The organism is Neobacillus drentensis, from assembly GCF_036962765.1.
Classification (GTDB): Bacteria; Bacillota; Bacilli; order Bacillales; family Cytobacillaceae; genus Neobacillus; species Neobacillus drentensis_C.
Window position 1 is genome coordinate 60,699 of sequence record NZ_JBALOS010000026.1, and the last position, 17,607, is coordinate 78,305.

Annotated in this window: 18 protein-coding genes; 17 read left to right on the forward strand and 1 reads right to left on the reverse strand. The window is 38.4% G+C overall.

Features of this window, described 5'->3' with window-relative positions; translation table 11 throughout:
• Positions 1 to 66 precede the first annotated feature (66 nt).
• The 16 genes from ymfI (at position 67) to V7137_RS04265 (ending at position 16,179) form a co-directional block, all read left to right on the forward strand.
• Positions 67 to 786, forward strand: coding sequence for an elongation factor P 5-aminopentanone reductase (gene ymfI, locus V7137_RS04190; RefSeq protein ID WP_335696890.1), 720 nt, complete (start codon positions 67 to 69; stop codon positions 784 to 786).
• Positions 787 to 869: 83 nt separating this feature from the next.
• The gene (locus V7137_RS04195; RefSeq protein ID WP_218345594.1) at positions 870 to 1,127 is read left to right on the forward strand and encodes a DUF3243 domain-containing protein; all 258 of its coding nucleotides are present in this window, start codon (positions 870 to 872) and stop codon (positions 1,125 to 1,127) included.
• 118 nt (positions 1,128 to 1,245) lie between these two features.
• Complete coding sequence (locus V7137_RS04200; RefSeq protein ID WP_335696891.1) at positions 1,246 to 2,085, forward strand: DUF3388 domain-containing protein; 840 nt, start codon at positions 1,246 to 1,248, stop codon at positions 2,083 to 2,085.
• A gap of 21 nt (positions 2,086 to 2,106) precedes the next feature.
• Positions 2,107 to 3,009, forward strand: coding sequence for a helix-turn-helix domain-containing protein (locus tag V7137_RS04205; RefSeq protein ID WP_335696892.1), 903 nt, complete (start codon positions 2,107 to 2,109; stop codon positions 3,007 to 3,009).
• Positions 3,010 to 3,060: 51 nt separating this feature from the next.
• Positions 3,061 to 3,645, forward strand: coding sequence for a CDP-diacylglycerol--glycerol-3-phosphate 3-phosphatidyltransferase (gene pgsA, locus V7137_RS04210; protein ID WP_335696893.1), 585 nt, complete (start codon positions 3,061 to 3,063; stop codon positions 3,643 to 3,645).
• A 37-nt stretch (positions 3,646 to 3,682) separates the two neighbouring features.
• A complete protein-coding gene (locus tag V7137_RS04215) occupies positions 3,683 to 4,936 on the forward strand; it encodes a competence/damage-inducible protein A (protein ID WP_335696894.1) in 1,254 nt (417 codons plus the stop codon).
• A 257-nt stretch (positions 4,937 to 5,193) separates the two neighbouring features.
• Positions 5,194 to 6,237 carry a recombinase RecA gene (gene recA / locus V7137_RS04220; protein ID WP_335696895.1) on the forward strand — a complete coding sequence of 348 codons (1,044 nt, stop codon included), beginning with the start codon at positions 5,194 to 5,196 and terminating at the stop codon, positions 6,235 to 6,237.
• 401 nt (positions 6,238 to 6,638) lie between these two features.
• The gene (rny, locus tag V7137_RS04225) at positions 6,639 to 8,198 is read left to right on the forward strand and encodes a ribonuclease Y (RefSeq protein ID WP_218345588.1); all 1,560 of its coding nucleotides are present in this window, start codon (positions 6,639 to 6,641) and stop codon (positions 8,196 to 8,198) included.
• A 110-nt stretch (positions 8,199 to 8,308) separates the two neighbouring features.
• The gene (locus V7137_RS04230) at positions 8,309 to 9,106 is read left to right on the forward strand and encodes a TIGR00282 family metallophosphoesterase (RefSeq protein WP_335696896.1); all 798 of its coding nucleotides are present in this window, start codon (positions 8,309 to 8,311) and stop codon (positions 9,104 to 9,106) included.
• A gap of 272 nt (positions 9,107 to 9,378) precedes the next feature.
• Positions 9,379 to 9,639, forward strand: coding sequence for a stage V sporulation protein SpoVS (spoVS, locus tag V7137_RS04235; protein WP_026566505.1), 261 nt, complete (start codon positions 9,379 to 9,381; stop codon positions 9,637 to 9,639).
• A gap of 483 nt (positions 9,640 to 10,122) precedes the next feature.
• A complete protein-coding gene (locus V7137_RS04240; protein ID WP_335696897.1) occupies positions 10,123 to 11,859 on the forward strand; it encodes a 2-oxoacid:acceptor oxidoreductase subunit alpha in 1,737 nt (578 codons plus the stop codon).
• Positions 11,860 to 12,726 (forward strand): 2-oxoacid:ferredoxin oxidoreductase subunit beta, encoded by an 867-nt coding sequence (locus V7137_RS04245; protein WP_335696898.1) that lies wholly within the window; start codon positions 11,860 to 11,862, stop codon positions 12,724 to 12,726. It begins immediately after the preceding gene.
• Between the two features lie 182 nt (positions 12,727 to 12,908).
• Positions 12,909 to 14,453 (forward strand): tRNA (N6-isopentenyl adenosine(37)-C2)-methylthiotransferase MiaB, encoded by a 1,545-nt coding sequence (gene miaB / locus V7137_RS04250; RefSeq protein WP_335696899.1) that lies wholly within the window; start codon positions 12,909 to 12,911, stop codon positions 14,451 to 14,453.
• 1 nt (position 14,454) lies between these two features.
• Entirely contained in the window at positions 14,455 to 14,910 is a 456-nt protein-coding gene (locus V7137_RS04255; RefSeq protein ID WP_335696900.1) for a RicAFT regulatory complex protein RicA family protein, read from the forward strand.
• 252 nt (positions 14,911 to 15,162) lie between these two features.
• Positions 15,163 to 15,708, forward strand: a complete 546-nt coding sequence (locus V7137_RS04260; RefSeq protein WP_218345582.1) for an outer spore coat protein CotE — start codon at positions 15,163 to 15,165, stop codon at positions 15,706 to 15,708.
• A 270-nt stretch (positions 15,709 to 15,978) separates the two neighbouring features.
• Complete coding sequence (locus V7137_RS04265) at positions 15,979 to 16,179, forward strand: hypothetical protein (RefSeq protein ID WP_335696901.1); 201 nt, start codon at positions 15,979 to 15,981, stop codon at positions 16,177 to 16,179.
• A 13-nt stretch (positions 16,180 to 16,192) separates the two neighbouring features.
• On the opposite strand, the gene V7137_RS04270 is transcribed toward V7137_RS04265, so the two are convergent.
• Positions 16,193 to 16,744 (reverse strand): GNAT family N-acetyltransferase, encoded by a 552-nt coding sequence (locus tag V7137_RS04270; RefSeq protein ID WP_335696902.1) that lies wholly within the window; start codon positions 16,742 to 16,744, stop codon positions 16,193 to 16,195.
• Between the two features lie 182 nt (positions 16,745 to 16,926).
• On the opposite strand from V7137_RS04270, the gene V7137_RS04275 reads away from it, so the two are divergent.
• The gene (locus tag V7137_RS04275; RefSeq protein ID WP_335696903.1) at positions 16,927 to 17,586 is read left to right on the forward strand and encodes a serine/threonine protein kinase; all 660 of its coding nucleotides are present in this window, start codon (positions 16,927 to 16,929) and stop codon (positions 17,584 to 17,586) included.
• The last annotated feature ends 21 nt before the right edge of the window (positions 17,587 to 17,607 follow it).

The window sequence follows — 17,607 nt, forward strand, 5'->3', positions numbered from 1 at the left end:
TGAAAGCGTCGTAATTTCGGCGCTTTTTCTATGTACTAGTTTTTAGTTAGAGAGAGAGTGATTTTTTTGAAATATGTATTAATAACGGGGGCAAGTGGTGGAATCGGACAAGCGATTGCATGTAACTTAGCCGATAAAGGCTATCATTTGTATCTGCATTTTAATAAAAATGAACAGGCAATAAAAGGATTAATCAATAAACTGGAGCCTTATGGTGGGGAATACATACCCATCCAAGCGGACTTGGAGAATCCAAGTGGTTATAAAAAGGTTGTTTCAGAAATATTTTCGATAGATGCGATTATTCATTGCGGCGGACAAAGTCAATATGGGCTCCTTGTTGATTTGCAACAAACTGAAGCAGAATCATTATTAAATGTGCATGTATTAAGTCCATTAATGCTCACAAAAGAGCTTCTCCCGAAATTACTTGCTAAAGGAAAAGGGAATATTGTGATGATATCGTCAATATGGGGTCAGACAGGAGCAGCTTGTGAGGTGGCCTATTCAACGGTCAAGGGTGCACAAATAGCTTTGGTAAAGGCATTAAGTAAAGAGGTGGCCATGAATGGAATACGAGTTAATGCCATTGCCCCAGGAGCTGTATCGACACCCATGATGAAAGGTTTTACACCAGAAGAGGTAGAACAAATTGCCGATGAGATACCAATGGGAAGACTGGGCAAGCCGGAAGAAGTTGCGAGGTGCGTCGCTTTCTTGCTTTCCGAAGATTCATCTTACATAACAGGACAAGTCCTTTCCATAAATGGCGGGTGGTATACTTAAAAAAATTCAAAAGTTATTAATGCATAGTTCCCCTCACTTCATCGCAAAATAATCTTGTACAAATTTAAAGGAGGGAAAAAACCATGTCTGTTTTAGATAACTGGAAACAGTGGGAAGAATTTTTAGCCGATCGTCTTCATCATGCACAAAATGAAGGTATGAGTGAAGGTGCTATTAATAATCTTGCATTTCAAATTGGTGATTATTTATCCAACCAGGTTGAGCCTAAAAACGAACAGGAAAGAATCCTTGCTGATCTTTGGTCAGTTGCAGATAAAGAAGAACAACAGGCTATTGCAAATATCATGGTTAAATTGGTTCAAAATAACGGCAATCGCTAAAAGAGAGGAGGCTTTCTCCTCTCTTTTTTGTGCTTCAAGGGTTCATTCTCCGTTAAAGGACGTAATATCTTTGTTTTTACTTTCATCTTCATCCAAAATCATTTATTATAGGGGTTAGATGAGGAAATGTAAAAAAAATGTCGAAACTTCTTTAAAGGAGGTTTATAGCTTGAAAAAAGAATGGTATTTAGAATATGAGATACAAAAGAACCGACCTGGACTACTCGGGGATATTTCATCCTTGTTGGGTATGCTTTCTATTAACATTGTCACAATTAATGGTGTTGATGAAGGTCGACGTGGATTGCTCATTTTAGCAAAAGATGATGATCAAATTAAACGACTTGAGTCAATTTTACATACGATGGACACAATAAAAGTAATTAAACTTAGAGAACCAAAACTTCGTGACAGACTTGCAGTTAGACATGGCCGGTATATTCAAAGAGATGCGGATGATAAAAAAACCTTCCGTTTTGTAAGGGATGAACTTGGCTTATTAGTTGATTTTATGGCAGAATTATTTAAGCAGGAGGGACATAAGCTGATCGGTATTCGGGGAATGCCTCGAGTTGGAAAAACTGAATCACTTGTAGCTGCAAGTGTTTGTGCAAATAAACGCTGGTTATTTGTATCTTCCACACTGTTAAAACAAACAATTCGTAATCAACTTATTGAAGATGAATATAACGAAAACAATCTATTTATTCTCGATGGAATAGTTTCCACCAGACGTGCTAATGAGCGTCATTGGCAATTAGTCCGTGAAATCATGCGACTTCCGTCCGTAAAAGTAATTGAGCATCCAGATATCTTCGTTCAAAACTCAGAATATACACTGGATGATTTTGATTATATTATTGAACTTCGGAACGATGCGGAAGAAGAGATTACATACGAGGTCGTTGACCAGAATAACATGTTCTCCGGATCTGATTTTGGAGATTTTGATTTTTAATAAATTGGAAGGTGTTAACAGGTGACTGAATTAGGGAATCGACTTAAAGAAGCCCGATTAGCGAAAGGATTAAGCTTGGATGATGTACAATCCATGACGAAAATTCAAAAACGGTATTTAATTGGTATTGAAGAGGGGAATTATGCAAGTATGCCCGGGAATTTTTATGTTCGGGCATTTATTAAGCAATATGCAGAGGCGCTCAGCCTAAATCCTGATGAAATTTTTGAAACCTTTAAAGGTGAAATTCCAGCAAGCTTAAATGATGAATTGCCTCAGCAATTGTCTAGAGTGAAAACACACAAAGCCATTTCAGAAAGTAACTCTAAAATTTTTGATATTTTACCTAAAGTCTTAATCGGTGTTTTTGTGATTGGGGTTGCAAGCCTGTTATATTACTTTGTATATAAACATGCCGGCGATAATACGAATCAATCCATTAACAAGGAAAATGAGCCGGTTAAAATTGTGAAATCCGAGAATCTTGAGAAAGAAAAAGCAGACGATAAAGAGAATAAGAAAGACAACACCGAAGAAAAGAAGGATAATCAGGCTGCCGATGAGCAACCAACAAACGTTGAAGAAACACCAACACAAGAAATTAAGGCTGTTCAAAGCAGCGGCAGGAATTCAACTTACGAATTAAAGAATGCAGACAAATTTGTCGTAAAGTTGGTATCTAAAGGACAAACCTGGGTTAGTATTAAAAATGGAAAAGGGAAATCCTTTTTCCAGGGAACACTAAAAAAAGGCGGCACCGAGAGTCAAACAGAAGATTTATCTGCTGAGAGCACGGCTGTTATTAGGGTAGGAAATGCTGCGGATACAGATATCTTTGTAAATGACCAAAAGCTCGAGTATGCAGTACCAGCGACTGCAAATGTTCAGAACATAACAATTCAATATGTTCTGAAAAACGAATAGTCATCTGTTGATGACTATTTTTCGCTTCAAATCATAAAACGGAGGAAAACTATGAATATTCCGAATAGAATAACTGTATCGAGAATATTATTAATCCCAATATTCTTGATTATTATGCTTGCTCCTTTTGATTGGGGCGATATGCATCTCCTTGGGACAAACCTTCCAGTTACCCATTTTGTTGGTGCATTGATTTTCATTTTAGCCTCAGCAACTGATTGGGTTGATGGTCATTATGCCCGGAAATATAACCTTGTGACCAATATGGGAAAATTTCTCGACCCTCTTGCTGACAAATTACTAGTCTCAGCTGCACTCATCGTTCTTGTTGAACTGAACGATGTGTATGCACCTTCTTGGGTTGTGATTATTATTATTAGCAGAGAGTTTGCTGTAACTGGATTACGTCTTTTGCTTGCAGGAGAAGGCGAAATTGTGGCAGCTAATATGCTTGGCAAAATTAAAACATGGGCGCAAATTGTCGCTATCTCATCGCTTTTATTACATAATATTATTTTTGATATGATCCCGTTTCGTTTTGATATCGTGTCTTTATGGGTTGCGTTAATTTTTACAATCTGGTCTGGATGGGATTATTTTGTGAAAAATAGTCATGTCCTTAAAAATTCAAAGTAAGTGTTATCATATATGAAGGAAAGGAAGATGTTTGAGGATGAATGCTGAGATTATTGCTGTAGGTTCGGAGTTGTTGCTCGGTCAAATTGTGAATACGAATGCACGATTTTTGTCTCAGCAATTGGCAGACCTTGGAATTAATGTCTATTTTCATACGGTTGTTGGTGATAATCCTGATAGGCTAAAAACGGCCATTGAAATAGCTGAAAGGCGTGCTGATCTTATTATCTTTACTGGCGGTCTTGGACCAACAAAGGATGATTTAACGAAGGAAACGATTGCTCGTCACCTCGGAAAAGAACTAGTTACCGATGAAAATGCGTTAGCTTCGATAGAACTGTACTTTAAACGGACAAACCGCGTAATGACAGAAAATAACCGAAAACAGGCACTTGTATTGAGTGGGGCACATATTCTTCCAAATGATCATGGAATGGCCCCAGGAATGATAGTTGAATCAAACGGTCACTCCTATATGCTCCTGCCAGGTCCTCCAAAAGAACTTGAACCTATGTTTAGTCAATATGGTTATCAGGTGCTTTCTAATGAAAATATGGCCAATGAGGTCATTGTCTCAAGAGTGTTAAGGTTTTTTGGAATTGGTGAAGCTGCATTGGAAACGGAACTAATGGATTTAATTGATGCGCAAAGCAATCCAACGATAGCCCCCCTTGCAGGTGATGGTGAGGTTACTTTGAGACTGACAGCAAAGCATGTGGACGGGAAAAAAGCTCAATCGCTGCTCGATGAATTAGAAAAAACGATTAACCAGCGTGTTGGTGTATTTTTATATGGATACGATGAAACTTCGCTTATGGATGAAGTGATGAAAACCCTAAAGACACGAAAATTTACAATTTCTGCTGCAGAGAGTTTAACAGGCGGACTATTTCAACAACAACTAACTGCACTTTCAGGAGCAAGTTCCGTGTTTTATGGCGGAGTTGTCTGCTATTCCAATGATGTTAAACAGCAGTTATTACAAGTACGGCAAGAAACGCTTGAAACACAAGGTGCTGTGAGTGAGCAATGTGCTAGAGAACTCGCTGAAAATACCTCAAAATTATTTAATTCTGATATAGGAATTAGTTTTACTGGTGTAGCTGGTCCTGAAGAGCTTGAGGGCAAGCCGGTCGGTACTGTCTTTATTGGGATCGCGCTTAAGGGAAGGCCTACGATTGTGGAAAAGCTTTCCTTAGCCGGAACAAGGGAAGCAAACCGGACCCGTGCTGTAAAATTTGGATGTTATTTTCTACTTCGCACATTAAAAGAGTCACAGAATGCTATATAGCATTCTGTGACTTTTTTTTGAAGAAAAAAGTCTGACAATGGACGAAATTATCATTTTCGGACGACAAAAGAGGCAATAAAATACAAAAGGAGTGGGGATCTTCCTTTTTTTACATCAATTTTGTTTTGAAAATAAACGAATGAATGTTCGTTTATTTGCTCGACAAATATCCGAAAAGCGGTTATATTATTAATAGGTATTAAATTAATAGATTATAGCAATTAGCTTGTGTTTATATATAAGGGAGGAAATGATTCGTGAGTAATGATCGTAAAGCGGCCTTAGAAATGGCGTTAAAGCAAATAGAAAAGCAATTCGGTAAAGGTTCCATCATGAAGATGGGAGAGAAAACGGATACGAAGATTTTAACGAGTCCGAGTGGCTCATTAGCACTTGATGCAGCACTTGGAGTGGGCGGATATCCTAGAGGTCGTATTATCGAAGTTTATGGCCCTGAGAGCTCTGGTAAAACAACGGTTGCTTTGCATGCGATTGCTGAAGTTCAAGCAAATGGTGGACAAGCAGCATTTATTGATGCTGAACATGCCCTTGACCCGGCATATGCACAGAAATTGGGAGTTAATATTGATGAGTTATTATTATCACAGCCTGATACTGGCGAACAAGCTCTTGAAATTGCTGAAGCATTAGTGCGAAGCGGTGCCATTGATATTCTAATCGTTGACTCAGTAGCAGCGCTAGTACCAAAAGCGGAAATTGAAGGTGAAATGGGAGATTCTCACGTTGGTTTACAAGCACGTCTGATGTCTCAAGCCCTTCGTAAACTATCAGGGGCCATCAATAAATCTAAGACAATCGCTATCTTTATTAACCAAATCCGTGAAAAAATTGGCGTTATGTTTGGGAACCCTGAAACCACACCTGGTGGTCGTGCTCTAAAGTTTTATTCAACAGTCCGTCTAGAAGTGCGCCGTGCTGAAGCATTGAAACAAGGAACTGACATTGTAGGGAATAAAACAAAAATTAAAATCGTAAAAAATAAGGTTGCTCCTCCTTTCCGTACTGCAGAAGTAGACATTATGTATGGTGAAGGGATTTCTAAGGAAGGCGAGATTGTTGATCTAGGCTCCGAATTAGATATCGTTCAAAAGAGCGGTTCATGGTATTCCTATAATGATATAAGAATTGGTCAAGGCCGTGAAAATGCAAAGCTGTACTTAAAGGAAAACCCTGATATGCGACTTCAGATTCAAACGAAGATCCGTGAACATTATGGTTTAGACGGTGAAAAATTTGTAACTGAAACAGATGATGATGAACAATTTGAATTAATCGACTAAATGAGATGAAAGAGAGCAAAGCTATTTATGGTTTTGCTCTTTTTTTACATAGGCATTATGATATTACACTTTGTTGATTGGAGCGGAAAGTGAAGTGCCAGGAGCGGAAATCAACACAGCCTAAAGTATTTATATACAAGCAGATACTCATAAATAGACGATAAAAGTCAGCCATTAGGATCATAAAATGATGTCCTATTCTAAATATTTAAAAAAGCCACTAGGACTAAGCCTTGACAATGAATATTCCCACCTTTACAATTAACATGTATATTTTACATTTTTGGTATTATTAAAATCCGAAAAAGCCTTGGTGCTTGCTGTATGTTGAGTCTAAACAATGTACATGCCGACACTTAAAAAAATGTAACAAAAGTTCATAGCAAGAGGAGGTGTAACGATTGGATTTAATTACTATCATCTCCATTTTGCTTGGCCTTATCGTCGGTGCCGTTGTTGGCTATTTTGTTCATAAATCCATTGCTGAAGCAAAAGTAGCTGGTGCAAAGAATGCTGCAGAGCAGATTCTAGAAGATGCGAAACGTGATGCTGATTCATTGAAAAAAGAAGCTTTGCTAGAAGCAAAGGATGAAATTCACAAGCTTCGCACAGAAGCAGAGCGTGAGGTTCGTGAACGAAGAAATGAAATGCAAAAACAAGAAAACCGTTTACTGCAAAGAGAAGAGAATTTAGATCGAAAAGAGGAAACGTTAAATAAGCGTGAAAATCTTTTAGAAAAGAAGGATGATTCTCTAAATCAAAGACAACAGCATATTGAAGAGATGGAAAGCAAAGTGGACGAGTTGGTACGAAAACAACAAACTGAACTCGAACGAATTTCAAGCTTAACGCGCGAGGAAGCAAAAGCCATCATTATCGACAGAATGGAGCAGGAATTAACCCATGACACTGCCATAATGATTAAGGAAAGCGAGAATCGTGCGAAAGAGGAAGCAGACAAGAAAGCGAAGGAAATTCTTTCGCTAGCAATCCAGCGTTGCGCTGCTGACCATGTTGCGGAAACGACTGTCTCTGTCGTCAACCTACCAAATGACGAAATGAAGGGCCGCATTATTGGCCGTGAAGGAAGAAATATTCGTACGCTAGAAACGTTAACAGGAATTGATTTAATTATTGATGATACTCCTGAAGCTGTCATTCTATCAGGTTTTGATCCTATTCGTCGAGAAACGGCACGCTTAGCACTTGAGAAATTAGTTCAAGACGGGCGTATCCATCCTGCGCGAATTGAGGAAATGGTAGAAAAATCTCGTCGCGAAGTGGATGAGTATATCCGTGAGGTTGGTGAGCAAACCACTTTTGAAGTGGGAGTTCATGGACTTCATCCAGATCTTATCAAAATTCTTGGCCGCTTGAAGTTCCGTACAAGCTATGGTCAAAACGTCTTAAAGCATTCAATGGAAGTAGCGCAGTTATCTGGTCTACTTGCCGCTGAACTGGGTCAAGATGAAACCCTAGCACGTCGTGCAGGCTTGCTTCATGATATCGGAAAAGCGATCGACCATGAAGTTGAAGGCAGCCATGTAGAAATTGGTGTTGAACTTGCAACCAAATACAAGGAACACCCGGTAGTCATTAATAGTATTGCATCTCACCATGGGGATACCGAGCCAACATCAATCATTTCTGTTTTAGTTGCAGCTGCTGATGCTTTATCAGCCGCAAGGCCAGGTGCACGTAGTGAGACGCTTGAAAATTATATCCGTCGTCTTGAAAAGTTAGAAGAGATTTCTGAGTCATATGAAGGTGTCGAGAAGTCCTTTGCAATTCAAGCAGGGCGTGAAGTGCGTATTATTGTAAGACCAGATTCGGTCGATGATCTTGCTGCCCACCGATTAGCTCGAGATATTCGGAAGCGCATTGAAGAAGAACTTGATTATCCTGGACACATTAAGGTAACAGTTATCCGTGAAACACGGGCTGTTGAATACGCAAAATAAAGCGGTGCGCATGCACCGCTTTATTTTTTTGAGTGCTTATCCGATTAAATCAAGTCAGTATGTGATACAATTTAAATATTAACAATTTTTCTTGATGGAAAGGAATAAAAATGAATCTACTTTTTATCGGTGATGTTGTCGGTTCACCAGGCCGAGACATGGTGAAGGAATATCTGCCAAAATTAAAAGATAAATATCGTCCTCATTTTACGATCATTAATGGGGAAAACGCTGCAAGCGGCAAAGGAATTACAGAAAAAATCTACCGCGAATTTTTAGGGTATGGTGCACAGGCTATAACACTTGGTAATCACTCATGGGATAACCGCGATATCTTTGAGTTTATCGGTTCGGCTAAAAATATGGTTCGACCGGCAAACTTTCCTGAAGGAACACCCGGGAAAGGAATGGCATTTTTTAAAGTCAATGATTTAGAAATTGCCGTGATCAATCTGCAAGGACGAACATTTATGGCACCTTTGGATTGTCCTTTTAAAAAGGCCGACGAATTAATTGCCATCGCCAGAGAGAGAACCCCATATATTTTTGTGGATTTTCATGCGGAGGTTACCAGTGAGAAACAGGCAATGGGCTGGTACTTGGATGGAAGAGTATCTGCAGTAGTGGGGACACATACACATGTTCAGACGGCCGATAGCCGAATTCTACCGAATGGCACAGGATATCTAAGCGATGTCGGCATGACAGGGCCGTATGATGGCATTCTAGGTGTTGAGAGAGAAACTGTCCTTAAAAGGTTCCTAACAAGTCTTCCTGTCCGGTTTGAAGTGGCAACAGGTGGAAGAAATCAGCTAAGTGCGGTGGTTATTGAATTGGATCGGAAAACCGGCTTTACCAAAAAGATCCAGTCGATCTTAATAAATGATGATCATCCGTTTTATTCTTAGTATAAAGCGAAGTGCCGGGAGCGGAAATCAACAGGCAAGTTTGACAGAGCCATTTCTTAAAGAGCAAATTAAATTTGCTCTTTTTTATTTTTATCTAGTTAACGTTGAACAGTGTCTATTCCTGCGTCTAGGGCAATTGCTTTACGTATTTTTTTTGTCCAAGCCGGAATATGTTTTTTCACAACTGAATATAGTAGCAGTGGAATGTTATAACCTGATTTGTTCATGAAACTGCTCATGCGGGATCGGGATTTTCTAAGGAGGAGCTAGAAATGGATATATTAAAAGTTTCAGCAAAATCTAATCCTAATTCTGTAGCTGGTGCGCTTGCCGGGGTTCTGCGTGAAAGAGGTGCAGCGGAAATACAGGCAATTGGGGCGGGTGCATTGAATCAAGCCGTAAAGGCAGTAGCGATTGCTCGAGGATTTGTAGCACCTAGCGGAGTTGATTTAATCTGTATCCCTGCGTTTACCGATATTTTGATTGACGGGGAAGAACGCACAGCTATCAAACTCATTGTTGAACCGCGTTGAAAGAGATAGACTATTGACATGAAAAAACCAAATTAAATTCATTCTACCTGCTTGTTAACCAAGCAGGTATTTTTTAGGTTAAGGCTTAAAAATGAATGGAGTTGATAATAATATTATTCTAAGATAAACTTTCATGATTTCTAGAATATAAATATGAAATATTCGAATGAAGAATAAATGGGAGAAAAACTGCCATAAAATGTGGAAGAATGTTGTTTTTTTAAGGTTCGACATTATCGGCCGAGAGTGTATTTTAAATAATAAAAAAATATTCATATTTTAGACAATATTTCACTTTAAAGGGTTGCAATTTTTAGTGCATAGGTCTAGAATTGTAAGCGTTTAGTATATATCTTAAGTTACTTTTTTTAGTCTTTTTATAATTATAGGCTAAATTCTAGTGAAATACTCGGAATAGTGCTAAACTAATAAATGGATCAATCTAAACTACTTAATTTTTACATATCCAAAGGGGTGTAAGTCATGATCAATCAACTTTCATGGAAAGTTGGAGGACAACAAGGGGAAGGTATTGAAAGTACTGGGGAAATCTTTGCAATTGCACTGAATCGCCTGGGATATTACCTGTATGGTTATCGTCACTTTTCTTCACGTATTAAAGGCGGCCATACGAACAATAAAATCAGAGTGAGTACGACAGAAGTTCGTTCTATTTCTGATGACCTAGATATCCTGGTAGCTTTTGACCAAGAAACTATTGATTTAAACTACAAAGAACTACACAGTAAGGGTGTAATCCTTGCAGATGCGAAATTCTCTCCAAAGAAACCAGAGGATACTGAAGCATCATTGTATGCGGTACCATTTACTGAAATTGCCACTGAACTTGGAACTTCTTTAATGAAAAACATGGTTGCAATCGGTGCAACATCTGCCGTATTGGACTTAGATATTAATGTATTTGAAGTAGTAGTCCGTGAGATTTTTGGCAAAAAAGGCGACCAAGTGGTTGCTAAAAATATGGATGCAATCAAAGCTGGATTTGAAAAAATGAAAGAAAATCTTGCTTCAGGTGTCCAAACAATGGAACTTGAAAAGGCTGACGGCAAGAAAAGGATGTTTATGATTGGAAACGATGCGATCGCTCTTGGGGCTATTGCAGGCGGTTGTCGTTTTATGGCAGCATATCCAATTACACCTGCGTCTGAAATTATGGAGTATTTGATCAAAAAGCTTCCTGCTCTTGGTGGAACAGTAATTCAAACCGAAGACGAAATTGCCGCATGTACAATGGCAATCGGTGCAAACTACGCTGGTGTACGTACGATTACAGCTTCAGCGGGTCCAGGTCTTTCCTTGAAAATGGAAGCAATCGGTCTTTCTGGTATTACCGAAACGCCGCTTGTAATTGTTGACACACAACGTGGAGGTCCTTCAACAGGATTACCAACAAAACAAGAACAATCAGACCTTATGGCAATGATTTATGGAACACACGGTGAAATTCCAAAAATTGTTATGGCTCCAAGTACGGTTGAAGAAGCGTTCTATGATACAGCTGAGGCATTCAATTTAGCAGAAGAATATCAATGCCCTGTCATTATTCTATCTGATCTTCAATTATCTTTAGGGAAACAAACTGTTGAACCATTAAGCTATGACAAGGTTGAAATCAGACGTGGTAAATTGGTATCCGAAGAAATACCTGCGAACGAAAATAATGCCTATTTTAAACGTTATGAAGTAACTGAAGATGGAGTTTCACCACGTGTAATTCCAGGTATGAAAAATGGTATCCATCATGTAACAGGTGTAGAGCACGATGAGACTGGAAAACCATCTGAATCTGCTGCAAACCGGATTGCTCAAATGGATAAGCGTTTCCGTAAAGTCGAAAATATTCGCTTTGATACACCAGTATACAAAAATGTTAAGCACGAGGATGCAGATGTTTTATTTGTAGGATTTAACTCCACTCGCGGTGTGATTGAAGAAGCAATGACACGTTTAGAGAATGATGGCTTAAAAGTAAATCATGCACACATCCGTTTAATTCATCCATTCCCAACAGACGAAGTTCTTCCACTTGTTCGCTCTGCTAAGAAAGTTGTTGTTGTGGAAAACAATGCAACTGGACAATTAGCGAATATTATGAAAATGAATGTTGGACATGCTGAAAAAATTACGAAGCATCTTAAATATGACGGAAATCCATTCCTACCACACGAAGTTTATACAAAATGCAAGGAGTTGTTCTAAATGGCCACTTTTAAAGACTTTCGAAACAATGTAAAACCGAACTGGTGCCCTGGCTGTGGCGACTTCTCTGTACAAGCGGCAATGCAACGTGCGGCAGCGAATGTAGGCTTAGAGCCAGAAAACTTAGCTGTTATTTCGGGAATCGGCTGTTCTGGACGTATTTCCGGTTATATTAATTCATATGGATTCCATGGGATCCATGGCCGTTCACTTCCAATCGCACAAGGTGTTAAAATGGCAAATCGTGATTTAACTGTTATCGCATCAGGTGGTGACGGTGACGGATATGCAATTGGTATGGGTCATACGGTACATGCCATTCGCCGTAATCTCGATATTACTTATATCGTAATGGATAACCAAATTTATGGTTTAACAAAAGGTCAAACATCTCCACGTTCTGCAGCAGGATTTAAAACAAAGTCCACGCCGCAGGGTTCGATCGAACAATCGATTTCTCCAATGGAAATGGCTTTAACTGTTGGAGCAACATTTATAGCTCAAAGTTTCTCTACTGATCTTAAAGATTTAACTGCATTAATTGAAGCAGGAATCAAACACAAAGGATTTTCTTTAATCAATGTGTTCAGTCCTTGTGTTACTTATAATAAGGTAAACACATATGATTGGTTTAAAGAAAATCTAACAAAACTTAGTGATATTGAAGGTTATGACCCTTCAAATCGTGAAGAAGCCATGCAGAATTTAATGAAGCATAATGGTCTTGTAACGGGACTTATTTATCAAAACACTGAGCGTAAGTCTTATCAAGAACTAATCACTGGCTTCTCAGAAACACCTTTATCCAAGTCTGACCTAAACCTAGATCAAAATTATTTTGATAAATTAGTTTCTGAATTTGTTTAATCTGAAATAGAAAATCCCGTGGCTTTAGCCTACGGGATTTTCTATTGTTTTCAAGGCAGTTAACCTTTATACTATAATAATGTGCGGATACTGTCTGGAATCCCCAACTGTTTGCACAAATGAAAATCTCAAATTTTTAATAGATGAATGGATAAAATGGAAAGAAAGGGGCATTTGAACAAATGAATGAAAAACAACGTTTAGAAGGTACACAAGTCGAATCTGTTAATTCTTCGGACAAAAAATCCGCCAAGGATTACAGCAAGTACTTTGAACAAGTGATTACTGCACCATCCTTGAAAGACGCTAAAAAACGTGGGAAAGAAGAAGTAAAGTACCACAATGATTTTGCGATTCCAGAGAAATTCCGTGGAATGGGTGAGGGTCGAAAGTTCTATATCCGTACCTATGGCTGCCAAATGAATGAACATGATACGGAAGTAATGGCAGGGATCTTTTTAGCATTAGGCTATGAACCAACTGATAAGACTGAGGATGCAAATGTTATTCTTTTAAATACTTGTGCTATCCGCGAAAACGCAGAGAATAAAGTGTTTGGTGAACTCGGTCATTTAAAGTCATTGAAATTGGAAAAGCCTGACTTACTTATTGGTGTCTGTGGTTGTATGTCACAGGAAGAATCCGTTGTAAATAAGATTCTGAAAACCTACCATCAGGTTGATATGATTTTTGGAACCCATAATATCCACCGGTTACCAAATATTTTGAATGAAGCCTATATGTCCAAAGAAATGGTTGTTGAAGTTTGGTCCAAAGAAGGCGATGTTATTGAAAACCTTCCAAAAGTACGCCGTGGAAAAATTAAAGCCTGGGTTAATATTATGTATGGCTGTGATAAATTCTGTACGTACTGTATCGTCCCTTTCACGCGCGGGAAGGAAAGAAGCCGTCGTCCTGAAGAAATTATTCAAGAAGTTCGCCAATTAGCGGCACAAGGCTACCAAGAAGTTACACTGCTTGGTCAAAACGTGAATGCTTACGGGAAAGACTTAGAGGGTAGTACCTATGGACTAGGTGAACTGATGGATGAATTACGGAAAATTGATATTCCAAGAATTCGTTTTACTACAAGCCATCCGCGTGATTTTGATGATCGCCTGATTGAAGTTCTTGCTAAAGGCGGAAACTTAATGGATCATATTCATCTTCCTGTTCAGTCGGGTTCAACAGATGTCTTAAAAATCATGGCTCGTAAATATACAAGAGAGCAATATTTAGAGCTTGTTAGAAAAATTAAGGCAGCTATTCCGAATGTTGCTTTAACAACAGATATTATCGTGGGCTATCCGAACGAAACGGACGAGCAGTTTGAAGAAACCATGTCCCTCTATCGTGAAGTGGGTTACGAATTAGCTTATACATTTATTTATTCACCGCGTGAAGGGACTCCAGCTGCAAAAATGGAGGATAACGTTCCGTTGGAAGTGAAAAAGGCACGTTTACAGCGCTTAAATGCCCTTGTGAATGAGATGTCATTAGAGGCTATGAAAAAACACGAGGGTCAAATAGTTGATGTTTTGGTTGAAGGGGAGAGTAAGAACAACCCTGACGTACTTGCTGGCTATACATCTAGGAGCAAACTTGTAAACTTTGCAGCACCAAAATCAGCGATTGGCAAAATTGTAAAAGTCAAAATTACAGAAGCAAGAACATGGTCATTAAACGGAGAAATGGTCGAAGAACTAGAACCAGCAGAGGTGAAGTAAAGTGGCGAAATATACAAAAGATGATATCGTTGCACGTGCGACAGACTTAGCACGGATGATTGCTGAAACAGAAGAGGTTGACTTTTTTAAGCGGGCAGAAGCACAGTTAAATGAAAACAAGAAAGTTCATACCTTAATTTCTGACATTAAAGGATTACAAAAGCAAGCAGTAAATCTTCAGCATTATGGAAAACCTGAAGCTTTAAAGAAAGTGGAAGATAAAATTGCTTCTATTGAACAAGAATTAGATGAAATTCCTGTTGTACAGGAATTCAAACAATCACAAGTAGATGTGAACGAATTGCTGCAAATTATTGCTTCAACTATTTCAAATACGGTTACTGATGAAATCATCGTGTCAACGGGCGGCGATGTATTGTTAGGAGAAACTGGTTCAAGCCTGAAAAGTGGCGGCGGCTCTTGTGAAGGCCACGACGATTGCGATCACGAACATTAATATTCCAAAGCCAGGCTTATTCCAAAGCCTGGTTTTGTTTATGTATCCTAACTCCACCGTTATTTTCCCCTGTTTATTAAATCTTAATACTTCCCAATTTTTAAGTACAGGCATACAAGGCACACACCTATAAATCCCGCATAAAATGAACTATGACTAAACTTTTATCCAGTACTCATCAAAATAAATATCACACTAGTCTAATATCTTGCATACGATGAAATGAAAATGAATGAGGAGGGTTCGCGCGAAATGGGAGAATATAGAGAGATAATTACGAAGGCCGTAGTAGCGAAAGGACGTAAATTCACCCAGTCCAATCATACGATTAGCCCGGCGCATAGTCCAACAAGTATACTTGGCTGTTGGATCATCAACCACAAATACAATGCGAAAAAGGTTGGCAAGACAGTAGAGATACATGGCTCTTACGACATCAACGTTTGGTATTCATTTAATGATAATACCAAAACAGAAGTTGTCACAGAACGTGTACAATATACAGATGTCATTAAGTTAAAGTATCGTGACCATGATTGCCTCGATGACAATGAAATTAGTGCTCGAGTACTTCAGCAGCCAAATTGTGTTGAAGCGGTCATTTCTCCGAATGGCAATCGTATCATCGTCCATGTCGAAAGAGAATTCCTTGTAGAGGTGATTGGCGAGACAAAGGTTTGTGTTCATGTCAGCACTGAGGGATGCAAGGACAGTGACGATGATTGGGGGATGGACGTAGACGATGAAGAATTCGAGGAGTTAAATCCAGATTTCTTAGTCGGCTCAGAAGAAGAATAACCATAACTAGGAGGTTTTTACTTCCTAGTTTTTTTCTTTATTATAGGGTATGTTAAAGCTCATTGTTCATTTTGGCACCCTGTTGATTAGAGCCAAAGGCCCGATCCTCCTGATTGAAAGCAGTTCAAGGGAGACCCCACAGGCGCTTAGTCCTTGGAGAGGAATTCAACAGCCAAGTAACAGTGCTTTTTTAAAAGAAGGGGCTGGAAAATTATAATTTTAGAATGAATAAATGACAAAATTAGCAAGCTATGATAAGGAGGTGGTAAAATGGAACGCAAACAGCCTGGAAATAAAAATATGCCTGATTTTGACCAATTAAATGACAGAATTATTGCAGAAAGTTCACCCTCACCAATGCTTGTGATCAAAACAAATCTCGACCCAAAAGAGGCAACTGAAAATAATCCGTATTATCATAATACGGAAGTGAATAGCGCTAGAAAAATCAAGGAATATTTTGAGGAATAACAAAGCCAGGCATTTATACCTGGCTTTTTAACCATTCTGGTTTTAATATGGATAAAACAGATGTGTCATGAAATTGCTCATTTTGATGGATATAGCCTCGAAGAATTCCTTCCTTCGTAAAACCCATTTTGATAAGTAGGTTTATCGATGCTTCATTCTCAGGATAAACTATAGCTCCGATTCGACATAAATCTAATTGATTAAAGCTAAAGCGGATCACTTCATTTATTGCCTCTGATGCCAACCCTCTTCGCCAATAATCTGGATGGAGTTCATATCCAATCTCTGCACGCTTATTTTTTAAATGTAAGGCATTAAGCCCGACGGTACCAATGAATTTCTGATTTTCTTTTAATTTGATACCCCAACGAATCCCGCGTTTGTCAACAAGATTCTTATGAAACATATCAATTAGTCTTGAGGCTTCGACTGGTAAAGTAAAGCGGTTAGTCCCATAATACCGAGTTACTTCTTCTAATGATAAAATTTCATATAGGTAGTCCACATGCTGATGGGTTATTTCAATTAATTTTAGTCTTTTTGTTTCTAGAATTGGAAATGTCATGGCAAACCCTTTCTATTAGCCTCTTGTGCCGCATATTTACATATTTGATATTAAGGAATTTCCAAATGAATTTTTCATCTTTCTATTAATTATTAGTGTATAATGGCATAAAAGAAATTTCCATTCTTTTTAGAAAAAGTCTCATAATTTCGGTATGTTTAATAGATTAGAAGGTGTGCCAGTTGGAAAAAGCAGAATATATACATTTAATAGAAACAGAATTATTACCGAACATACAATTAACGACAATCAGTCCATTTGACCCTATTATTGTGGAAAATCGTTCTCCAATATGGAAAACAATCGGGAACGGTAACTATGCAGGGGTATTTTCGCTTGATGCACAGCCAGAATGGGTAGTAAAAGTATATGGACGAAATCCAGAGGAGCTTAAAAAGGAAATCGAAGTATATAAAAGACTAGGTAATCATAAAAGTTATTCTTTTCTTTATGACTATGGGGAAAATTATTTAATCTTAAAAAGGCTTGAAGGGATTACCTTGTTTGATGCAGTGGTAAAGGGGGTTCCTATTCCCGAAACTGTCATTATAGATATTGATTCAGGCTTAGATTATGCGAGGTCGGTTGGATTAAATCCCTATGATGTTCATGGCAAAAATGTCGTTTTGTTTGAGGGGAGAGGGTATATCGTTGATATATCCGATTTTTATAAACAAGGATATTGCAGGAAATGGAAAGATTTGAAAAAGGCCTATTATAAGATTTATCTCCCGTATATTTATAAATATCATCCGCCTATCCCATTCTCTATCGTTGATGTCGTTCGAAAAGGATATCGAATGTATCGACGTGTGAAAAAGAAAAGCTTAAATGATAAATAACTTTTTATCTCAAAGATTCTT